The following is a 21,826-nucleotide window of genomic DNA, read 5'->3' on the forward strand; positions in this document are numbered from 1 at the left end:
TTCTGATCAGTCTCTTAGAACCAGAGAATTCACCACATAAATCAAATAGTTATCACTTCATATTTTTCTTTGCATCAACCCTCTTATTTAACATTTCGGTCATTACAAACATCAATATAAGGAGGAAGCCTGTAAAATACGGCATAATCGAATACCCTAATTTGGATGCAACTGCACCAAAGATCGGAGGGATGAATGTACTCCCCACATATGCACAGGCCATCTGTACTCCCATAATGGATTGTGAGTATTCCGCACCAAAGTTCTCAGGTGTCTCATGTAACAGACTGGGATATATTGGTGCACAACCAACTCCGGTGAGAATGAATCCTAGTAAGGAAGTAACTTGACCAGCGGGAAGCATGATTAGAATGATGCCGACCGTGATGAATACTTCACCTAAACGTACCATTTGTCTGTTATTTAACTTCAGTGTTACAAAACCGGATAAAAATCTGCCAAAGGTAATTCCGAAAAAGAATAAGGATGCCCACCTTGCCGCCGTATCTGCCTGTATGCCATGAGTCATCACGGCATAACTGCTTCCCCATAGGCCAGTGGTTGCTTCGATCGAACAATAGCAAAAGAAAGCAATTAACACCTGTTTGGCTCCAGGCAGGCCCAGAAGATCTTTTTTGCTTATTACTTTATGCTCCGGGATAACCTTTTCGATCCCTTCTATATTCTCTGCTTCAACGCTATTCAATCGGGAACCTTTTTTCCACAAGGGTAAGGAAATAAATAATATTGCTACTAAGATAAATTGTATAATTGCTACGGCGCGGTAACCGGATTGAAAAAAGTACCCCCGTTCTAAGTAACGTGACATAATAATCGGGCCAGTCATAGCACCAACACCCCAGAAGCAATGAAGCCAACTCATATGCTTTGCTTTATAATGGAGAGCCACATAATTATTCAGAGCAGCATCCACTGAACCTGCTCCCAGACCTAAAGGTATGGCAAACAGACATAACAAATAAAATTCATTACTGAAGGAAAATCCGACTAGTGCACCAGCAGTCATCAATACACTGATCGAAGTAATCAAACCGGTACCAAATTTTCTAATTAGCTTGTCACTAAACAAGCTGGAGAGGATGGTCCCTCCGGCTGTTATCATTGAGACAATACCGGCATAGGAAATGGGGACGCCCATCTCCTGATACATGGATGGCCAGGCGGAACCAAGAAGGGAATCCGGAAGACCTAAGCTGATAAATGCAAAGTAGATTATAAGTAATAATACCGTTAACACCATAATGCCAATCCCTCAATTCTTTCATATTCTTTTAGTACAAGCTGAATTAATCCAAGCTCAAAGTCTCTTTCCAGGCTTCTTTCAAACGAAATGTCCGGTATGAAATTACCATTAAGCAGAGTCCGAACCTGTTCAATTAAGCTGCATAGGATATCATTATTCAAGAAGTCGCCATAAATAACAATATTCTCAGGTGCAAGAATGCAACAGTACATAACAACAATTTGACGTAACATGAGAAGTACTTCTTCCGGATCATCATAGTTTAGATCTTTCCAGGAAGGAATTAGGGGGATCCAGCCAACCTCACCGGCAAAATTCCTGCAGCCTCTATATATTTCTCCCATTATCACAGTGCCGGCTCCGGGACCATATATTCTTGGGTAATAAAGACCCACAACGGTTTGTACTGTTGCTTTATTCTGTCGTGAATAAAATCCCAAGGTAGTTGCATTAATATCATTTTCATAAATCACAGACACACCGTACTTTTCTTGATAATAAGTAATGAATTGATCCCCGATAATATCTGGATAATCGTGAACGTAGATTACACCATTTTCCTCAGCACCGGGTAAGCCAAATACGATAGTACAAATATTCGCATAGGATTGAAATGCAGCTTTAATCCAAGAATCAAAGCTATTGTTCATAACATGTTCAATATATCCTTTCTTCCGGGATAAACAGACTCCAAAGGAGTCTACCACAAGCATGTGAAATAAGTTCTTATTGTTATCCTGATAGCCATATATAATGATAGATTGCTTATAATTATCGTTATAAATATATTGCTTTGATGGCCTTCCACCATTGGACGGAATATCATCACCCTCAATCACTTCACCAGATAATACCATCTCGCTGATCAGAGAGTTAACTGTCACAACACTTAATTCTGTTAACTGGGATAATTCAACCTTTGTTGTTTTTCTCCTCTGCTTTAATGCTTTTCTCAGTATATTCTTATTAATTTCTTTCATTTGCTTGCGATTAGCCTTCAATTTAAATCTCATCTCCTTTCTGCCCTTCAAAGAGATATAATACCAAGAGCTCACTTTTACTTATCACAAACTTAATAAAGTTTCTTAATAAAGTCACTTTATAAAGTAACTGTAATAAGTGTATAACAATATGTTTTATATGTCAAGAACAATAAGTAAGAAATAAGAATCTTAAGGACAATTCCCATAATCATATTTTTTTCGTGTTGAAAAATGAAAAAGTCAAGCAGATAGAGGTAATAATTCAATAAAATTGCATGATAATATAGGACTTTGTTTTGTTAGCTTACTATATTATATTGAAATAGTGCGAATATTTCTTGACAAGTGTTGGAATACACAATAAATTATATAAGGATTGTTCCGGTAGGAAATGATAACGTCTGTTTTTAAAAACAGACGGATATTGACCGGGCTGGCTGCCAGACACATTAACATTTCATATATTGTAGCAGGAAGGAGTAGAGTTATGCCTTATATTAATACCAGAACTAATATTGAGATTTCAAAGGAAAAGGAAGAATTACTGAAACAAGAAATAGGAAAAGCAATTGAACTAATTCCCGGGAAAAGTGAAGATTGGCTAATGGTATCCTTTGAGGATCAAGCTTCTCTTTATTTTAGAGGCAAAACGGATAAGCCCATCGCATTTGTAGAAGTAAAATTATTTGGTGCATCCACGAAGGAAGCCTACCAAAAGCTGACTGCTGAGCTTACTTCAATTATAGCAAATGAATTGGATATTGCTCCGAATCAAATATATGTACGATATGAAGAAACAAAATACTGGGGCTATAATGGGAATAACTTTTAATATATGCGACGAATAGGATCAGAAGTGATAATGGAAACACATTTGAAGGAGGATGTTAATGAATAACTTATTGGTGGCACAGTCCGGTGGGCCTACAGCAGCAATTAATGCGACATTGTCAGGAGTTCTGCATGGGGTTCGTGCCAGTGGTAAAATTGATCAGGTTTTTGGTGCGAAGAATGGAATAGAAGGTGTCATCAAGGATCACTTGATTAACCTAAATGATATACTGATGGATACCGGAGCACTGGACCTGCTTACTTGTACCCCATCCTCAATATTAGGAACCTGCAGATATAAGTTGAAGGAATGTCATCAGGATGAAGAAACCTATCATAAAATAATAACGACGCTTAAGAAATATGAAATCAAATTTTTCATTTACATTGGTGGAAATGATTCTATGGACACCGTTCATAAGCTTTCTGAGTACTGTATAGAAAATAACCATGATATTAAGATTATGGGGGCTCCGAAAACCATTGATAATGATTTGCATATGACGGATCATAGCCCTGGCTTTGGATCCGCGGCGAAATATATTGCATCAACCATAAAAGAGCTGGCTTGCGATATCGGAGCATACGATATTCCTGCAGTCACCATTGTCGAAATTATGGGGCGGAATGCTGGATGGTTAACTGCTTCTGCAGTGCTTTCCAGAATGAATGGTGGAGCAGGGGTGGACTTAATCTATCTATGTGAGAAGGAGTTTGACTATAAACGTTTTATTCATGATGTCAGGGAGAAGCTATCCCAAAAGAGTGGAATTCTGATTGCGGTCAGTGAAGGTATAAGGGATGGGAGCGGTGCCTATGTATCAGATACAATATCCAGCGGCACGGTGGATATCTTCGGACATAAATACATTGCAGGTGCAGCAAGAGCATTAGAACAGCTGGTACGGACAGAAATCGGATGTAAGGTCCGTTCCATCGAGTTAAGTCTGATGCAACGTTCTGCATCGCATCTGGCCAGCGAAACAGATATCATGGAAGCAATGATGCTTGGCCAAAAAGCGCTCGCCTGCGCACTAGACGGAGAAACCGGTAAAATGTCGGTGATAAAAAGAATATCAAATAAGCCCTATCGGGTGGAGTTTGATTCGGTTCCGGTTCATCAGGTAGCCAATAAGGAGAAGACGGTCCCCATAGATTGGATTACACCGGATGACCATGATGTGACATCGGATATGATTGATTATCTCCTTCCCTTGATACAGGGAGAAATTAACTTGAAATACCAAAATGGGATTCCCCGTCAATTCAGTTTATAATAGGGAATAGGGTGTCAAAAGGTAACAAATATTATTCATGCATATATTCATCTGGACTTGCCTTACCTTCAAGCGGGATTATTGTATCTGTTATTTTCATATATTGATCGCTTGGGCCGGTCTTCGCCATTTGAATATATATGCACGAATAGTAGTTGTTAACTTTTGGCACCCTAATCTATTATAGAAACAAGCTTTCGTTTACTATCTAATATTTTCATTTACCTTTTGCTGAATTCTTGAGGCTACCAGTTCAGCGACCTCGGTGGATTTCATTCCTTTATAATCATCATAGTATAGGGGCTCCATATAGTGGATTTGAACGGTTTGTTTTTTAATAGAATTCGTATCAAATGCTTTAAAGGAGTCCACAAGAGCAACCGGTACTATGGGACATTTTGCATTCATAGCACTTTTAAAGCTGCCACCCTTAAATTCCAACAGCTGATTACCGTTGCGAGACCGGGTACCTTCTGCAAATATAATAAAGTTTTCGCCTTCCTTCACTCTGCGGGTCATGTTCATTATGACTTGCATGGATTGTCGTATATCCTCCCGGTCTATGACCTCAGCCTGCAAGATCTGTATAATTTGCTTGAGCAGGATGGTATCCTTGACTTCCTTTTTCATTACAGTGACGAAGGGCCTTTCATGGGTTTCAAGAAATGCCAGAGCATCAAAGAGACCCTGATGGTTCGGAAACATGATATAACCGTTTTCTTTTGGTAGATTTTCAATTCCATGACATTCAATTTTAATCCTGCCCCGACGATTTACAATTGGTACAAGCCGGTGAAGATAGGCATACCGGGTCGCGGCATCGTATTTTTTAATGTTACATAATTGGAAAATACGAAAAAACCAGAAAGGTAGATTAAATAAACTACGAAGGACCATTAACGCAATTCGTTTCATCAAATGCCTCCCAAAGTTCTAGTAATATGATGTATCGTTAGATGAGCTCAAAGCCCTTTAACATTTTAGCTCGGCTAGGATGCCTTAACTTTCTTAAAGCCTTAGCTTCGATCTGACGAATTCGTTCTCGGGTAACGTTAAATTCCTTGCCCACTTCTTCCAATGTTCTGCTTCTTCCATCCATTAATCCAAAACGCAGGATCAATACGCGCTGTTCACGATCGGTTAAGGTATCTAAAAGTCTTGTGATCTGATCCTTCAAAATAGAGTAAGAAGCCGCATCTTCAGGACCCATTACCGTGTCATCCCGAATAAAATCGCCAAGATGACTATCATCCTCTTCTCCGATGGGTGTATCAAGTGAAATCGGATCAGCAGATACCTTGAGAATTTCTCTTACCTTTTCAACTGAGATATTCATAGCATCAGCAAGCTCCTGTTCGCTGGGTTCTCGACCCAACTCTTGAAGAAGATTTCTTGAGACGCGATACGTTTTATTAATTACTTCAGACATATGAACAGGGATACGAATGGTTCTTGACTGATCTGCAATGGATCTGGTGATTGCCTGACGAATCCACCAGGTAGCATAAGTACTGAATTTATAACCCTTTGTATAGTCGAATTTCTCAACTGCTTTAATCAGACCAAGATTCCCTTCCTGTATTAAATCAAGAAATGATAGGCCTCTGCCCACATAACGTTTGGCAATGCTGACTACAAGACGCAGATTGGATTCGGCCAGTAGCTGCTTAGCCATTTCATCTCCTTCATCTATTTTTTTAGCAAGTTCTACTTCGTCAGCCATAGTTAAAAGGGGATAATTACCAATCTCTTTTAAATATTGATGAACAGGATCATCGCTCATGGAATAACTATGAGTAAGTGCTTCTACATCAGATTGAGCATCTTCCGGTTCTTCCTCGATTTCTAATAATAACTCTTCGTCCGGCTCGTCTTCATCACTGTTACTAAGAACTACAATATTATATGCTTCCAGCCTTTCATAAATCTTATCAATTTGTGTGTTTTCGAGATTTAGTTCATTAATAAGAGTATTTACTCTGTCAACTTCAATAATACCCTTCTTCTGATTTGCTAAGGCAAGAAGCTCCTTAAACTTGTCCTCAAGTACATCATGATTCATTTGATCGCTCATCTATGTATCCCCCATATTCCAATTAGAAAACTGCACTAACTAATATTATATCATAGAATAAGGAAGAATGATATATGAAATTATAATCATGATATACTGACAAAATTATAATCATGATATACTGACAAGCGCGAATATGCTAATACAGAACAATCTCTGGTTTCATCTGTGATGAATCCGACTTTGTCTGAAAAGTAATGTATATTGTATGAAACATATGTGAAAAAATTTGCATCTTGGAAGAAAGAATGGTAATCTTTATGAAAATAGTCTATGATAGAATGTATAGTTCAAGCGTATCTTGAAATAATGCACATAGAAACGATTGACTACGAAATGAAAAGTTTGCTATATTTAGGAAGGATACTACAATGACAGAAGACGTACTGAATCGTAAAAGCACCCATGACAGATTAGGAACCAAGAAGGTAGGAGCATTACTAATTGAATTTTCAGTGCCAGCAACCATAGGAATGCTTGTTAATGCACTTTATAATATTGTAGATCGAATGTTTATCGGTAATGCCAAAGGAATCGCTTCCATGGGATTAACAGCCTTAACGGTATCCTTTCCCATTATGATGATTATGATGGGAATTGCATTGATGTTTGGTGCTGGAGGAGCGGCTCTATTTTCAATACACCTGGGTGAGAAGGATCGTGAAGGAGCGGAAAAGATTCTAGGAAATGCGATCGCGATGATTTTTCTAACCTCATTTTTATTTATGGTCATTGCGTTGTGGAATCTAAAAGGGTTGCTTACATTGTTTGGTGCCAGTGATGAAAGTATGCCCTATGCAATGGAATATATGAGGATCATATTATATGCATCCATTCTACAGGGACCTTCAGTAGGCTGTAATCATTTTATGAGAGCGGATGGAAGCCCCAAATCAGCCATGATTTCCATGTTTATCGGTGCGGGATTTAACATTATGTTTGACTATATATTTATTTATATATTTGATATGGGTATGACGGGCGCGGCACTTGCTACCATAGGAGGACAAGGGTTATCAGCGTTATGGGGAATTACCTATTTCATTACAAAGAGAAGCAATATGAAACTGCGCTTAAGGAATATGAGATTACAGCTTGGACTGATAAAAAACATAGCCATGGCAGGTGTTCCATCTTTTGTTAATCAAATCAGCGGAAGCTTATTAAATTTGATTCTTAATAATCGACTTCGCTATTATGGCGGGGATGTGGCCATTGGAGGAATGGGGGCAATTAATAGTCTTCAACAGCTGATGGTATTGCCAACAATCGGTATCAGTCATGGTGCCCAACCGATTATTGGATATAATCGTGGAGCGGGAAACTATCGAAGAATAAAGGAAACATTGGGTAAAGCAATTCTTGCAGCAACCGTTATAGCCGTATTGGGCTTTACGGCCACTAGATTAATTCCAGGGATTTTAATTGGAGCTTTTGGCAAGGAGGAAGAATTTCGTAGCTTCGGCACCATGGCAATAAAGATATGGATGCTATTGCTCCCGGTCATTGGTACACAGATTATAGGCTCTCTTTATTTTCAAGCAATCGGAAAGCCTAAGATATCTCTTCTGCTAACTATGACAAGGCAGATGTTGGTACTGATACCCATGATATTAATCCTACCGAACTTTTTCGGCCTAAAAGGTATTTTGTACTCTGCACCAATTTCCGATTTTATATCATTTTCAATAACATTAAGTTTTCTATTAATAGAAATAAGAAGAATAAATTATATATTGAAGAAGGAACAACAATGATAAATGGGTCCAGAACAAGAATATATAACGATTAATAGCTACGAGCTTACGTAATATTATAAATTCAAAAATAAAAAGAGGAAGGAGATACCAATATGAAATTATGGTTTGATACTGGCCAGTAATACCAAGTACGAGGACCGCCATAAATTTGGATATTATTCTACAATATTATTTTTATGGAGGAGCTATGAATCGTAAAAAATATTACTTATATCAGTTATTTAATGAATTAATGCCGATATACCCACTTTACTTATTACTGTTTGAAAGTAAGGGGTTAACAGTAACGCAGATATCTCTGTTACTTGCCATTTGGTCACTTCCAGGAATTGTACTAGAAATTCCGTCAGGAATTCTTGCCGATCGATGGAGCCGGAAGAACCTGATCGTGCTGGGTGCGATTCTTAAGGCACTTTGCTACCTTTTTTGGTTTTTCTCCGAGGGATTTTTGCTTTATGCAATAGGATTTATCCTTTGGGGTGTTGGAGGAAGCTTTGCATCAGGTTCGGAAGAAGCACTGCTTTATGATTCTTTGAAAACAGACGGACAGGAAGATAGCTATGATAAGGTTCTTGGGAAGGGACGTTTTATCTCAGGGGTAAGTACGATTGCCGCCTCTATTATTGGAGGCGTGATTGGAAAAGGCTTTGGTTTTGAGGCAGCATTACTCTTGTCCATTATAAGTGGAATTCTTTCGGGAACGGTAGCCCTTGCTTTTCAGGAAAAGAATCTTTATAGGGAACGATTGCAAGAATTAAGTGAAGAGAAGGAGGATGCAACACTTCGCAATGCATTGGGATTTCTATTACATAATAAGGAAATCATGCTCTTTACATTGATGACATTGCTGGTAATCACTACTGCAGGTATTTTAGATGAATATGATCAGTTGATTGCCAAGGAATACGGTTTAACAGTCAGCGCAATCGGTATTTGGACTGCAATTCGTTTTGCGTTAATTGCCTTTGGAAGCTATATGGCTCATGGTCTGAGAACCATGATTGAAAAGATATTTCGCATGAAGGATATTATGTACCAGGTGGGCTCGTTATGTATGGTAGCAGCAGGGCTTCTGATTATTGCAGGACTTGTTCGACATTTTGGAATTATGGTGCTTTATGGTTTGTATTATCTTATCATGGCAGCAGGAAGCGTTATGCAGGAAGATTATGTTCAACAGAAGATTGAAGCAGAGGGAAGATCCACAGTGCATTCGTTGATCTCTCTATCTCAGAATTTGTATGGAATGATATGCTATGGACTTTTTGGGTTCTTATTAACACGGACCGACCTTCATGGAGGACTTGTATGGTGTGGAGTCTATATTGTGTTTTGGACTTTGGTACTAGGGGCATTGTATCTATTCTATAGCAAATCGAGTATATTTCACCGAGAAATATAAACAAGTATACAGTTATAGCTTTATCAATATCGGCAAGGAGGATGGGGTAATGAAAAAATCAGAAAAAGCATTACCAGTTATCTGTGGCTTTTTATTCGGCGTAGTGGTTGGATTTCTGTTATCACCTATTAAAAAGGGTTTTGAGATAGGAAATAATTGCGGAAATTGTACGAATTATTATGATAAAAAGGAAGAAGAGACAGAAGAAGAGATAACAGAAGAATAATAACTCTGATTGAGAGAGAGTTGACCTAAAACTATGAATTTTCTTTAAGGACTGCCGCATTATGCGGCAGTAGTCATAATCACTTACCATAATGCACTGTCGGAAGAACCTATTGCTGAATTTTGTATGTCTCAGGCGAATATTCCTATTCGACTGAGGCATACAAAATCAGTAATATGTACTTCCGTCTGTGTGTGAGGTAAGTGATTATCACTTAATATACATAATGCGACAGTCCTATCATAGACAAATCTATTGTATTCCCGGTATCTTTGGTAATCTCTCAAATCCTTTCTGGAGATCCTCATCCGTTGGAATATAATCCGTCATAGTTCCGTTTAAATAAGCATTATATGCAGTCATATCAAAGTATCCGGTACCGGTCAGACCAAAGAGAATAGTCTTTGCTTCACCGGTCTCTTTACATTTTAATGCTTCATCAATTGCACCACGGATTGCGTGAGCTGATTCAGGAGCAGGAAGAATAGTTTCCTGTTTTGCAAAGAATACGGCAGCCTCAAATACCTTGGTCTGTTCAACTGCAATTGCCTCCATGTAGCCGTCATGATAAAGCTTGGATAGAATAGGTGACATACCATGGTATCTTAGTCCGCCAGCGTGATTTGCAGAAGGCATAAAATCACAACCTAGGGTATACATTTTTGCGAGAGGAGTAACTCTTCCCGTATCACAGAAATCATATGCGTAGCGTCCGCGAGTCAGTGATGGACAGGAAGCAGGTTCCACAGCAATAATACGTGGGTTAGCCTTGCCCAGTAATTTGTCCTGCATAAATGGAGCAATTAAACCTCCTAGATTAGAGCCGCCTCCGGCACAGCCAATAACGATATCCGGATATTCATCTAATATCTCCATAGCCATTTTTGATTCTAATCCAATGATGGATTGATGTAATAGAACCTGATTTAATACTGAGCCTAATACATATCGACAATTCTCCGTGGTAACCGCCTTCTCAACAGCTTCGGAAATGGCACAACCCAGACTTCCTCCGGTGTTAGGATCCTGTGACAGAATCATTTGACCCACCTTAGTCGTATTGCTGGGGCTGGGGATAATTTCTGCATCAAAGGTTTGCATAACAGATTTGCGGAAAGGCTTCTGCTCGTACGATACCTTAACCATATACACTGTTAAGGGAAGCTTATAATAGGAACAAGCTTCTGATAAAGCAGTACCCCATTGACCGGCGCCGGTTTCTGTTGTTAAGCTGGTCAAGCCCTGCTCTTTGGCATAGTATGCTTGTGCAATAGCGGAATTAAGCTTATGGCTTCCAGAGGTATTGTTACCTTCGAACTTGTAGTAGATTTTTGCTGGGGTTCCTAAAGCCTTTTCTAAATTATAGGCACGAATCAGCGGAGAGGGACGATACATCTTATAAAAATCCTGAATTTCCTCAGGAATATCAATATATCGGGTCGTGCTGTCCATTTCCTGCTGTGCTAGCTTCTCACAGAAGACAGGATATAATTCTTCGACCGTAGCAGGTTGAAGTGTACCGGGATTTAGTATTGGAGCTGGCTGCTCCTTCATATCAGCTCTTAGATTATACCATTGCTTAGGCATCTGATCCTCTGTCAGATATAGTCTGTGTGGAACTTTTTTTGGCATTATAAATTCTCCCTTCATAATTAGATTCAATAAGTGTTGTTAATGCTTGCTTATATTTAGGTATAAAAAAAGCTTCTGTCTCAGTAATTACTGGGACAAAAGCCTAATCTCAACTTCTGCGGTACCACCCGGTTTGGTGCATTCGCACCCGCTCATTCCATATACTATCATATATGCTCCCTTAATAACGGATGGAGATTCCGTTGGGCATTACTAGACATACTGTCGTTCTTCCCACCCTCGTAAGTCCATTCACTACACCTTCACTACTGCGTTCCCACCGTCGGCAGCTCTCTGAAATATCCGGTATAACTACTATTCTTACTCATCGGTTTTTACTAATTGATTGTTATATTATATACAGATTACAATAAAATGTCAAATGTTTTCAAATTTATCTAATGTTCTCGCTATACGATTATTATGAATCAGACTTTTGACACTTTAATTATGAATTCAATATTATGATTTTCCTTATATATGATATTCCTTAATATTGCTGCAGGCTTTTTTGGAGCTCTTCCTTAATCTTTTCTTTCAAATGAGGTGGATTTAATACCTTTGCGCCAGAACCATACTGAAGAATCCAACGAACCAGCTCATCGGTAACAGCGGTATTCCTCATAAAAGTAATTCCGTTTTCGGTTTCTGTAATTTCATCTGCCAGATCCGCCTCGTACTCACGTACATATTTTGCTGTGGGTCCGTCAAAGGCAATTATGATTGGCTCCGTTACAGTCCCTGACAAATGGATGAATTTGTTTCGTGATCTTGTCTCATAATAACTCTCTAAAACAGTGAAGGTATCCTCCAGAACAGTAATGGCTTTGATCCGGGAAACACGAAAATCACGAATATCATTTCGTAATTCACAAAAGCCAACAACACTTAAGGCACCATCGTTAATCAGCAACTCATAGGGATGAATAATTCGAATGGTATCCTCGTCCGCACCAAAGCTGTGATATATGATTCGAACCTTGGTTTTATTTCGAATTGCCGACTGTAATCGCTCCTCTATTTCTGGATTAACTTCATCCGTGATATAATCATTCGTATTAATGGTAACCAGACCGGTAAAGTGCTTAATAAATTCTCTGTTTAGATTCGTAGTGTTATCTAGAAGTTTATGAATCAATTCCTGAGCTGTCTTTCCCATGGTCATATATTGATATGGTTTTAAAAGCTCAAGCAGAAAAGCCAGTGAAATCAGCTCAGGAGAGGTAAAGGTAATATCTCGAAGACGAAATTTATCAGCCGTGTAGTAGATCTTTCCATTCCGCTCCTCTTCTGATATAAAGCAAATTCCAGACAAGCTGTCAATATCTCTGCTTATGGTTTTTTTGTCTACGATAACATTCCATTTTTCCAATGATGCATGAATATCATTTATGGTATATCCACGTTTGTTTTCCGATAGCAGTAATAAGATAAAAATCTGTCGTTCGGTCTGAGCCATATCTTTCATAATTTCTTCATCTCCCCACAAAAATGTTAATGTTATGTTAACGATCTATGCTAACCAGTTATATCCTTATTATTAATGTATTTATCTTACTATAAGAGGATAAATTATTCAAGATTTACAAAAAGTTATCCAAGCAATGTAGAACTGTTACAAACAGTAATTTTTGCATGAAAAATCACAAAAAATCCCTTGACAACTATAAAACAAAAAAGTATAATCATCTAGCGTGCAGTTTTCTGCATGCTATGTATTTTTTATGCGCATTTTGTTGATGCTTATATAGGATCAATGAATGATAGCAAAAAACCACAGAATTCGATGTTATTCTAATAATTTTCAGGAGGTGAAAAATTAATGCCCACATTTAACCAGCTAGTAAGAAAAGGTAGACAGACAGTTGAGAAGAAATCAAATTCTCCTGCTTTACAGAAAGGTTTTAACTCCTTAAATAAGAGAGCAACCGACATTTCCTCTCCTCAAAAAAGAGGTGTATGTACAGCAGTTAGAACAGCAACTCCTAAGAAGCCTAATTCAGCACTTCGTAAGATTGCCAGAGTTCGTCTGTCAAACGGTATCGAAGTAACAAGTTATATCCCAGGCGAAGGTCACAACCTTCAGGAGCATAGCGTTGTTCTGATAAGAGGTGGTAGAGTAAAGGACTTACCTGGTACTCGTTATCACGTTGTCAGAGGTACACTTGATACAGCAGGCGTTGCTAAGAGAAAACAGGCACGTTCTAAGTACGGTGCAAAGAGACCGAAAGACGCTAAATAATAATTACTATGAATAGTTAAGTGCCGGATTAATTTTTTATTTCCGTATAATTTGTATTTCTGTGGGTTACAGATTGTTCAGATATGAGAAAAAGAATTAGACAACTAATTCATTACCATATTATAGGAAAATTAAGTTAAACTGAGCACGATCACAAGTAAATGGAATAGGAGTAATTCCGGCCATTAAAAGCAAGGGGATATTCTTGAGACCGTATACAGATATGGATAAAAAGAACGTACTCTTGTTTGTGAGTACCGTAGAATTAATTGATTGGCTGATAATAGCTATTGGTCAAGCATAGTTAAGGAGGGAAGAAACGTGCCAAGAAAAGGTCATATACAAAAAAGAGATGTTTTGGCAGATCCGGTATACAATAATAAGGTTGTTACTAAGCTTATCAATAACATTATGTTAGATGGTAAGAAGGGTGTTGCACAAAAAATTGTATACGGAGCATTTGAAAGAGTGGCTGAAAAAACCGGTAAGGATGCCGTTGAAGTATTTGAAGAGGCATTAAACAATATTATGCCAGTACTTGAAGTAAAAGCAAGACGTATCGGTGGTGCTACCTATCAGGTTCCGATCGAGGTTAGACCGGATAGAAGACAAGCGCTTGCACTTCGTTGGATTACCATGTTTACTCGTAAGAGAGGCGAGAAGACGATGCAGGAGAGACTTGCGAATGAAATTATGGATGCTGCAAATAATACTGGTGCATCTGTAAAAAGAAAAGAAGATATGCATAAGATGGCAGAGTCTAACAAGGCATTTGCACATTACAGATGGTAAAATAGCATTATCATAGCATGTCTTTCTACCATGGAACACATGAAATATGAACATTTTGTTCATACTATAGAGAATTGATTTATTTCATTCTTTGTTTACAGTAGTTGAATTGATACAAGTGAATTTACGAATTCACTTGTTGAGAATTCACTTGTACAAGATTAAGGAGGAATTATCCTTGGCAGGAAGAGAATATCCGTTAGAGAGAACTAGAAATATCGGTATTATGGCACATATCGATGCGGGTAAGACAACACTTACCGAACGTATCCTGTACTATACCGGTGTTAACTACAAAATCGGTGATACTCACGAGGGTACTGCAACCATGGACTGGATGGAGCAGGAACAGGAAAGAGGTATTACCATCACATCAGCGGCGACTACATGTCATTGGACCCAAGAATTTGAGCACAAAAAAATCCCCGATGCGTTAGAGCATCGTATTAATATTATCGATACACCAGGTCACGTTGACTTTACTGTTGAGGTTGAGCGTTCCTTACGTGTACTTGATAGTGCGGTAGGTGTATTCTGTGCCAAAGGTGGTGTTGAGCCACAGTCTGAGACGGTTTGGCGTCAGGCAGATAAGTATAACGTACCTAGAATGGCTTTTGTTAATAAGATGGACATTTCTGGTGCGGACTTTTTCAATGTAATAAAGATGATTCGAACAAGATTAGGAAAGAACCCGGTTGCGTTACAGTTACCAATCGGTAAAGAGGATACCTTCAAGGGCATCATCGATTTGTTCGAAATGAAAGCTTACTATTACAATGATGATAAAGGGGAAGACATTTCTATCACAGATATTCCTGATGATATGAAGGATCTTGCTGAAGAATACAGAGCAGCTATGATTGAGTCCATCTGCGAGACAGATGATGATCTGATTGAGAAATACTTAGAGGGTGAAGAGCCTACAACAGAAGAATTAAAGGCTGCCTTAAGAAGAGCTACAATCAGTGTTCAGATTATCCCTGTACTTTGCGGTTCTGCATATAGAAATAAAGGTGTTCAGAAGTTACTGGATGCAATTATTGAATATATGCCTGCTCCTACAGATATTGAAGATATCAAGGGTGTGGATGAGGATGGTAATGAAGTTCATAGAAAATCCTCTGATGATGAACCTTTTGCAGCTTTGGCATTTAAGATTATGGCTGACCCCTTCGTTGGAAAGCTTGCATTCTTCCGTGTGTATTCCGGTACATTAAATTCCGGTTCTTATGTATTAAACTCTACTAAGAATAAGAAGGAACGTGTAGGACGTATTCTTCAGATGCATGCGAATAAAAGAGAAGACTTGGAAAAAGTATATTCTGGAGATATCGCAGCTGCAGTTGGTTTGAAGGTTACAACCACTGGTGATACCATTTGTGATGAAAAGCACCCTGTAGTGCTTGAATCCATGGAATTCCCTGAGCCGGTTATCAACGTAGCAATCGAGCCTAAGACAAAAGCTGGTCAGGATAAGATGGGTGAAGCTTTAGCAAAGCTTGCTGAAGAGGATCCTACATTCAGAACCTATACAAATGAAGAAACAGGTCAGACAATTATCGCAGGTATGGGTGAGTTACACCTTGAAATTATTGTTGACAGACTTCTTCGTGAGTTCAAAGTAGAAGCTAATGTTGGTGCTCCTCAGGTTGCATACAAAGAAAGCTTCACTAAGACCGTTGAGGTTGACAGTAAGTATGCGAAGCAGTCCGGTGGTCGTGGTCAGTACGGTCATTGTAAGGTTCGCTTCGAGCCTATGGATGCCAATGCGGAGAAGACCTATGAGTTTGTTAATGAAATAACCGGTGGTGCTATTCCGAAGGAATACATCCCTGCTGTAGATGCTGGTATTCAGGAAGCATCCAAAGCCGGTGTGCTGGGTGGTTATCCTGTACTTGGTATTAGAGCGATCTGCTTTGATGGTTCTTACCATGAAGTTGACTCCAGTGAAATGGCGTTCAAGATTGCGGGTTCTATGGCATTCAAGGATGCTATGCATAAGGCAGGCGCAGTATTGCTTGAGCCTATCATGAGAGTTGAAGTAACTGTTCCAGAGGAATACATGGGTGATGTTATCGGTGATATCAGCTCCCGTCGTGGTCGTATCGAAGGATCTGAGGATATTAATGGATCAAAATTAATTCGTGGTTTTGTTCCGTTGTCCGAGATGTTCGGATACGCAACCTCTCTTCGTTCTAAGACTCAGGGTCGTGGTGCATACTCCATGTTCTTTGCATCCTATGAACCGGTTCCGAAGAACGTACAGGAGAAAGTATTATCCGCTAAGGCTGGAAAGTAATCATTGATAGTATTACAAAATAAGCGACTTGAACTGGTATTTAGTTCAATTGCTTAAAACACTTTAAAAAAGTGAATATATCAGTTGTTTGTGCTTGAAAATATTTCTAAGTTGAAATATAATTAGGCATATGAGGCAATATATAACCAAGCCCTATACAAAATCTTAATGGGCATAAAATCATTTGCTAATAAGCATTATTTATTAAAGGAGGACGTTTCAAATGGCAAAGGCTAAATTTGAAAGAAGTAAACCGCATTGTAATATCGGTACTATCGGTCACGTAGACCATGGTAAGACAACTCTTACAGCAGCAATTACTAAGACTCTTAATGCAAGACTTGGAACCGGTGAAGTAATAGCATTCGATCAGATCGATAAGGCTCCAGAGGAGAAAGCAAGAGGAATCACAATATCTACAGCTCACGTTGAGTATGAGTCAAAGAAAAGACACTACGCTCACGTTGACTGTCCAGGACATGCTGACTATGTAAAGAACATGATCACTGGTGCAGCACAGATGGATGGTGCTATCCTTGTTGTAGCTGCTACTGACGGTGTTATGGCTCAGACAAAAGAGCACATCTTACTTTCCCGTCAGGTAGGTGTTCCTTATATCGTAGTATTCATGAACAAATGTGATATGGTTGACGATCCTGAACTTCTTGAGTTAGTTGAGATGGAAGTTAGAGATTTATTAAATGAGTATGAGTTCCCTGGTGATGATACTCCTATCATCCAAGGTTCTGCTTTAAAGGCTCTTGAAGATCCTAACAGCCCTTGGGGTGATAAGATCCTTGAGTTATTTGATGCAGTTGATTCATGGATTCCGGATCCTCAGAGAGAGACAGATAAGCCTTTCTTAATGCCTGTGGAAGACGTATTCTCTATTACTGGTCGTGGTACAGTTGCTACTGGCCGTGTAGAACGTGGTGTTCTTCATGTATCTGAAGAAGTTGAAATCGTTGGTATTAAAGAAGAGACTCGTAAGGTTGTTGTAACTGGTATCGAGATGTTCAGAAAGCTTCTTGATGAGGCTCAGGCTGGTGATAATATTGGTGCACTTCTTCGTGGTGTACAGAGAAATGAAATCGAAAGAGGACAGGTTCTCACTAAACCCGGTTCTGTAACATGCCATAAGAAATTTACAGCACAGGTATACGTATTAACAAAAGAAGAAGGTGGACGTCATACTCCTTTCTTCAACAACTACAGACCTCAGTTCTACTTCAGAACAACTGACGTAACTGGTGTTTGCAACCTTCCTGATGGTGTAGAGATGTGTATGCCTGGCGATAACATCGAGATGAGCATTGAATTAATTCATCCGATCGCTATGGAGCAAGGTTTAGGCTTCGCTATCCGTGAGGGTGGTAGAACCGTTGGTTCAGGTAAAGTAGCTACAATTATTGAGTAATCTCTGATTTCGTATCATAGAAACTTAAATACAAGCCGCAATTCCTCATTTTATGAGGAGTTGCGGTTTTCTTTTGTTTAGAGAAGATTAACGAACAAAGAAAAAGCCCTTTTCAAGTTCTTCACTCAAAATGGGCTTGTGATACGCGTGTGATACACGTTGTAAAAAACAGGAATCTCGGTGTTGTACGCACTGTGCGGACCTAATCTTCTTTGTGAGGCCAGTTAATCTTCCATTCAAAATACTCTTCTTTGGTAATTTTACCGGAGGCTAAGTCCTCTTTTTTCTTTTTCCAGGTATTCAGGAAATCATCCAGTAAAGAATAATCGAAACCAACAGCGATATGTTTCTCAGTAGGGTCTTCGGGATTTGCAACTTCGTAGAGGGGCATATTGTAGTGCTCATCCAATTCAAAGAGAGCATACATCACATCTTCCGCTGCGTAGAGGGAAGGCTCGTAGATGGAGCGGTAATTACAGTCTAAAGCTTTTGCAAGCTCCTGTATCATTTCTTCCTTGGGTGTTCGGTTGCCGATTTCGTACTGACGGATTCGCACGTCGGATAATCCCACAGCTTCGCCAAGCTGTGCCTGTGTTAATTTGCGGAAATTTCTGATTCGCTTTATTCGTTCACCAATAGCCATCGTGTAACTCCTTCCAATTACATAGTAACAATAACATTTCTGATAATACAATAACATAAATGTTACTGTATGGCAAATAGAAATAAAAATAACTTTTTCGCCAACCTATTGACAGAAACGAAAAAGTTACTGTATAATCAAAACACAAACAGTAACAATGTAGTTACTAATTTAGTAGCGTGAGGTGAGTGCCATGTGCAAGAGCATACATAAGTTTTAGTGGAAAGGAGGAAGGAGTATGACGAAACGCTATTTATCTGCTAAGGAAGTTGCTGAACTTCTGGGAATTGCAGAATCAACCGCTTACGCAGTTATTCGTGGATGGAATAAGGAACTGAAAGCGCAGGGTTATTTTACCAAGGCAGGTTCCATTCCGAGAGCCTACTTTGAGAAGAAGTGCTACGGATATGGCGAAGCGCAATAGATGAACTTTGATAACTGAATAAGCCATATCCGGAGTAATTCCGGGTGTGGCAACTACAAGAAAGAGAGGTAATGAGTATGCCGGTTTATAAGGACGAGAAACGAAACACTTGGTTTTGTAAGTGCAACTATAAGGATTGGCTTGGAGAGAGTAAGTCAAAGATGAAACGTGGATTTGCTACCAAGAAGGATGCCCAACAGTGGGAACGTGATTTTTTACAGAAGCAGAGTGCCAGAATGGACATGAAGTTTGCTTCCTTTGTGGAAGTGTATTTTGAGGATAAGGCACCGAGACTGAAGGAACGTTCCATAATGACGAAGCGGACATTATTTGAAACCAAGATCATTCCTTACTTTGGTGAGAAACAGATGAATGAGATTACTGCGGTGGATATCATCAAGTGGCAGAACGCACTTCTGAATCAGGATTATAAGCCAACGTATCTGAGGATGATTCAGAATCAGATGACAGCACTTTTTAACCACGCAGAGAAGTTCTATGATCTGAAGGACAATCCCTGCAAGAAGGTGGATAAAATGGGGCGTCCGAATGCTAAGGAGTTAAATTTCTGGACTAAAGATGAGTACGAACAGTTTATTCAAGGTTTTAGTTCGGATGAAGAGATGTACCGAATTATCTTTCAGATGTTATTCTGGCTTGGATGCCGTGTAGGAGAGCTACTGGCTCTTACCAGTCAGGATATTGATTTTGAAAACGGAATAGTGAACATCTCCAAGACTTATTATAGGAGAAATCAGACAGATTATATTACACCACCGAAGACCGAGAGTTCTAATCGCAAGATTACTATTCCAAAGTTTCTGGCAGAGGAGATGAAGAATTTTGTGGACAGACAATATGGATTGACACCGGAGGATCGTATCTTTCCTATCACAGACAGAGCAATTCAGAAGAAGATGAAACAAAAGACGGAGCAGGCGAAACTAAAGCCTATCCGTGTGCATGACCTTCGCCATTCGCACATTGCTTTACTGATTGAAAAAGGGATGCAGCCATTGGTCATCGCTCAGCGGGTGGGACATGATTCCGTGAATACCACCATGAATATCTATGGACACCTTTATCCGAATAAGCAGAAGCAGGTGGCGGATTTGCTCAATGCAGAGGCTACCGGGGAACTTGAAAGCAATCTGGTGGATATGGCATCAGAGATGCGGTTTCGAAAGGCAGGTGGCTGGTCGTGAGAATGGTAAGAGGATTTTACAACGAGCAGAATAATACGGTGAATGTTATCCACTATGATACTAACTGCATTGTAAGTTTGGATTGTGGGAAGTGTGAGAGTGGTCTTCGAACCACTCCAAACTCCCAAGGGAAGATGGATGCGCTGGCGATAGATGACCCGGTGGAGTATGTGAGGTTGATGCTTAGCGGGGAGATGCAGGTGTGGCTGGATGCGTTGGATGACTTGAGTGTGTGGTAGAAAGATAAGCGGGAGTAGGACCGGCTGGAGAAATCCAGTCGGTTTTGCTATTTGCTGAAATGGTATTCCTGTGCCGTAAAATGACACAGGTAAGTTTAGAGGTGTCTTTTGTTAGATACGCATTTTGGATATCCGGTGCAAAGTGCTGTACTGGTTAGGAAAAATCCCTAAAACCCATTGGATATACATAGGTGCTCCACTTTTTGGAGCACTTTTTGGAAAGTGACGCCAATAAATGGAGCACTATTAAAAAAGTGGCTCCAAAAAGTGACGCACTATCAGATGATAGAAATTTTGAGAATTTTATTGTGGCTCCACAATATGGAGCACCTTTTGGAAAAGTACTCCAAAAAATGGAGTAACTTTGGTGAAATGGCTCCAAAAAGTGGAGCACCTATATGGAAACGGGGGGTTAGGGGGCTTTGCACCTTAAACGGATGCACCAAGGGGCTTGTGGGCACAAAGTGCGTATCTGGCGAAGGACTGGGAAGATGCAAGAAGAATAATTGAGAAATGAGACAAATAAGGAGTAGGTGGAATTTCGTTTTGCACAAGTAAGAGATTAAATAGCGGAAAATAGCGAAAAATAGCGGTTGAGAAGAGCCTGAAGGAACTTTTAAAACATCGCAAGGTTGTGCGAAAGTTTCTTGAAGAAAAAAATGCTTATGATATAATGTTTAATAGAATTTTGTTATTTTTTGATGCATGATGGAGGGCATATTATGGCTGTATCATATAACAGATTATGGAAGTTATTAGTGGATAGAAAAATGAGCAAAGCGGATTTGAGGAAGCAGGCCGTAATAGCACCTAATACAATGACTAAGCTTCGGAGAGATGAAGAGGTGACATTAGGTGTGCTTGGGAAGATTTGCAAGACACTTGATGTGGATTATGGAGATATTATGGAGTATGTGAAGGAGTAAGTCCAGATTTTTGGACAGCATGTTTTGTAAAATCTATAAGGCAGAGATATTACTAGCAGAATCAGCTTTTTAGTTGGATGATTAGTAGAACGAGAGGAAAATGTTTATTTCGAATAATGAGATGTAAGACAGATTTTGTGATGGAGAGTATTTGCCTGGAGCGTTTCGGACACGCAAAACCTTAAAAATT

20 protein-coding genes and 1 other annotated feature are annotated in these 21,826 nt (G+C 39.4%); of the genes, 13 read left to right on the forward strand and 7 right to left on the reverse strand.

Features of this window, described 5'->3' with window-relative positions; translation table 11 throughout:
- Window positions 1-52: 52 nt before the first annotated feature.
- The gene (locus H0486_RS01255; RefSeq protein WP_228354330.1) at window positions 53-1,258 is read right to left on the reverse strand and encodes an MFS transporter; all 1,206 of its coding nucleotides are present in this window, start codon (window positions 1,256-1,258) and stop codon (window positions 53-55) included.
- A complete protein-coding gene (locus tag H0486_RS01260; RefSeq protein WP_228351297.1) occupies window positions 1,252-2,277 on the reverse strand; it encodes an ROK family protein in 1,026 nt (341 codons plus the stop codon). Before H0486_RS01260 ends, H0486_RS01255 begins: the two co-directional genes overlap by 7 nt.
- 457 nt (window positions 2,278-2,734) lie before the next feature.
- Between H0486_RS01260 and H0486_RS01265 the strand changes: the two genes are divergently transcribed.
- Both H0486_RS01265 and H0486_RS01270 read left to right on the forward strand, forming a co-directional pair.
- Window positions 2,735-3,079, forward strand: a complete 345-nt coding sequence (locus tag H0486_RS01265) for a phenylpyruvate tautomerase MIF-related protein (RefSeq protein ID WP_228351298.1) — start codon at window positions 2,735-2,737, stop codon at window positions 3,077-3,079.
- A 58-nt stretch (window positions 3,080-3,137) separates the two neighbouring features.
- Window positions 3,138-4,355: a 6-phosphofructokinase gene (locus H0486_RS01270; protein ID WP_228351299.1), complete on the forward strand. Its 1,218-nt coding sequence runs from the start codon at window positions 3,138-3,140 to the stop codon at window positions 4,353-4,355.
- Between the two features lie 204 nt (window positions 4,356-4,559).
- On the opposite strand, the gene H0486_RS01275 is transcribed toward H0486_RS01270, so the two are convergent.
- Together H0486_RS01275 and rpoD are read right to left on the reverse strand one after the other, a co-directional pair.
- The gene (locus H0486_RS01275) at window positions 4,560-5,270 is read right to left on the reverse strand and encodes a lysophospholipid acyltransferase family protein (RefSeq protein WP_228351300.1); all 711 of its coding nucleotides are present in this window, start codon (window positions 5,268-5,270) and stop codon (window positions 4,560-4,562) included.
- Between the two features lie 37 nt (window positions 5,271-5,307).
- Window positions 5,308-6,429 carry an RNA polymerase sigma factor RpoD gene (gene rpoD / locus H0486_RS01280; RefSeq protein WP_330594386.1) on the reverse strand — a complete coding sequence of 374 codons (1,122 nt, stop codon included), beginning with the start codon at window positions 6,427-6,429 and terminating at the stop codon, window positions 5,308-5,310.
- 371 nt (window positions 6,430-6,800) lie between these two features.
- Between rpoD and H0486_RS01285 the strand changes: the two genes are divergently transcribed.
- The 3 genes from H0486_RS01285 (at window position 6,801) to H0486_RS01295 (ending at window position 9,817) form a co-directional block, all read left to right on the forward strand.
- Window positions 6,801-8,186, forward strand: a complete 1,386-nt coding sequence (locus H0486_RS01285; RefSeq protein ID WP_228351301.1) for an MATE family efflux transporter — start codon at window positions 6,801-6,803, stop codon at window positions 8,184-8,186.
- Window positions 8,187-8,376: 190 nt separating this feature from the next.
- A complete protein-coding gene (locus H0486_RS01290) occupies window positions 8,377-9,591 on the forward strand; it encodes an MFS transporter (protein ID WP_228351302.1) in 1,215 nt (404 codons plus the stop codon).
- Between the two features lie 49 nt (window positions 9,592-9,640).
- The gene (locus H0486_RS01295) at window positions 9,641-9,817 is read left to right on the forward strand and encodes a hypothetical protein (protein WP_228351303.1); all 177 of its coding nucleotides are present in this window, start codon (window positions 9,641-9,643) and stop codon (window positions 9,815-9,817) included.
- 252 nt (window positions 9,818-10,069) lie between these two features.
- On the opposite strand, the gene H0486_RS01300 is transcribed toward H0486_RS01295, so the two are convergent.
- Window positions 10,070-11,452 (reverse strand): TrpB-like pyridoxal phosphate-dependent enzyme, encoded by a 1,383-nt coding sequence (locus H0486_RS01300; RefSeq protein WP_334298899.1) that lies wholly within the window; start codon window positions 11,450-11,452, stop codon window positions 10,070-10,072.
- 85 nt (window positions 11,453-11,537) lie between these two features.
- Window positions 11,538-11,787: a binding site (T-box leader), on the reverse strand.
- A gap of 152 nt (window positions 11,788-11,939) precedes the next feature.
- On the reverse strand, window positions 11,940-12,917 hold the full coding sequence (locus H0486_RS01305) for a helix-turn-helix transcriptional regulator (RefSeq protein ID WP_228351305.1): 978 nt from the start codon (window positions 12,915-12,917) through the stop codon (window positions 11,940-11,942).
- Between the two features lie 354 nt (window positions 12,918-13,271).
- On the opposite strand from H0486_RS01305, the gene rpsL reads away from it, so the two are divergent.
- From rpsL to tuf, 4 genes are all read left to right on the forward strand, one after another.
- Complete coding sequence (rpsL, locus tag H0486_RS01310; RefSeq protein WP_228351306.1) at window positions 13,272-13,691, forward strand: 30S ribosomal protein S12; 420 nt, start codon at window positions 13,272-13,274, stop codon at window positions 13,689-13,691.
- Window positions 13,692-14,012: 321 nt separating this feature from the next.
- A complete protein-coding gene (gene rpsG / locus H0486_RS01315) occupies window positions 14,013-14,483 on the forward strand; it encodes a 30S ribosomal protein S7 (RefSeq protein WP_228351307.1) in 471 nt (156 codons plus the stop codon).
- A 178-nt stretch (window positions 14,484-14,661) separates the two neighbouring features.
- The gene (gene fusA, locus H0486_RS01320; RefSeq protein ID WP_228351308.1) at window positions 14,662-16,782 is read left to right on the forward strand and encodes an elongation factor G; all 2,121 of its coding nucleotides are present in this window, start codon (window positions 14,662-14,664) and stop codon (window positions 16,780-16,782) included.
- Window positions 16,783-17,005: 223 nt separating this feature from the next.
- Window positions 17,006-18,199: an elongation factor Tu gene (tuf, locus tag H0486_RS01325; RefSeq protein WP_228351309.1), complete on the forward strand. Its 1,194-nt coding sequence runs from the start codon at window positions 17,006-17,008 to the stop codon at window positions 18,197-18,199.
- A gap of 202 nt (window positions 18,200-18,401) precedes the next feature.
- Here tuf and H0486_RS01330 read toward each other — a convergent pair whose 3' ends face one another.
- Window positions 18,402-18,842 (reverse strand): helix-turn-helix domain-containing protein, encoded by a 441-nt coding sequence (locus H0486_RS01330; RefSeq protein ID WP_228351310.1) that lies wholly within the window; start codon window positions 18,840-18,842, stop codon window positions 18,402-18,404.
- 238 nt (window positions 18,843-19,080) lie between these two features.
- Between H0486_RS01330 and H0486_RS01335 the strand changes: the two genes are divergently transcribed.
- The 4 genes from H0486_RS01335 (at window position 19,081) to H0486_RS01350 (ending at window position 21,636) form a co-directional block, all read left to right on the forward strand.
- Complete coding sequence (locus H0486_RS01335; protein ID WP_228351311.1) at window positions 19,081-19,266, forward strand: MerR family transcriptional regulator; 186 nt, start codon at window positions 19,081-19,083, stop codon at window positions 19,264-19,266.
- A gap of 44 nt (window positions 19,267-19,310) precedes the next feature.
- Complete coding sequence (locus tag H0486_RS01340) at window positions 19,311-20,471, forward strand: site-specific integrase (RefSeq protein ID WP_228351312.1); 1,161 nt, start codon at window positions 19,311-19,313, stop codon at window positions 20,469-20,471.
- A 2-nt stretch (window positions 20,472-20,473) separates the two neighbouring features.
- The gene (locus H0486_RS01345; RefSeq protein WP_228354332.1) at window positions 20,474-20,710 is read left to right on the forward strand and encodes a DUF6061 family protein; all 237 of its coding nucleotides are present in this window, start codon (window positions 20,474-20,476) and stop codon (window positions 20,708-20,710) included.
- A gap of 722 nt (window positions 20,711-21,432) precedes the next feature.
- Window positions 21,433-21,636, forward strand: a complete 204-nt coding sequence (locus tag H0486_RS01350) for a helix-turn-helix domain-containing protein (RefSeq protein ID WP_228351313.1) — start codon at window positions 21,433-21,435, stop codon at window positions 21,634-21,636.
- Window positions 21,637-21,826 lie beyond the last annotated feature (190 nt).

Source organism: Variimorphobacter saccharofermentans, from assembly GCF_014174405.1.
In the GTDB taxonomy this organism is placed as follows: Bacteria; Bacillota; Clostridia; order Lachnospirales; family Lachnospiraceae; genus Mobilitalea; species Mobilitalea saccharofermentans.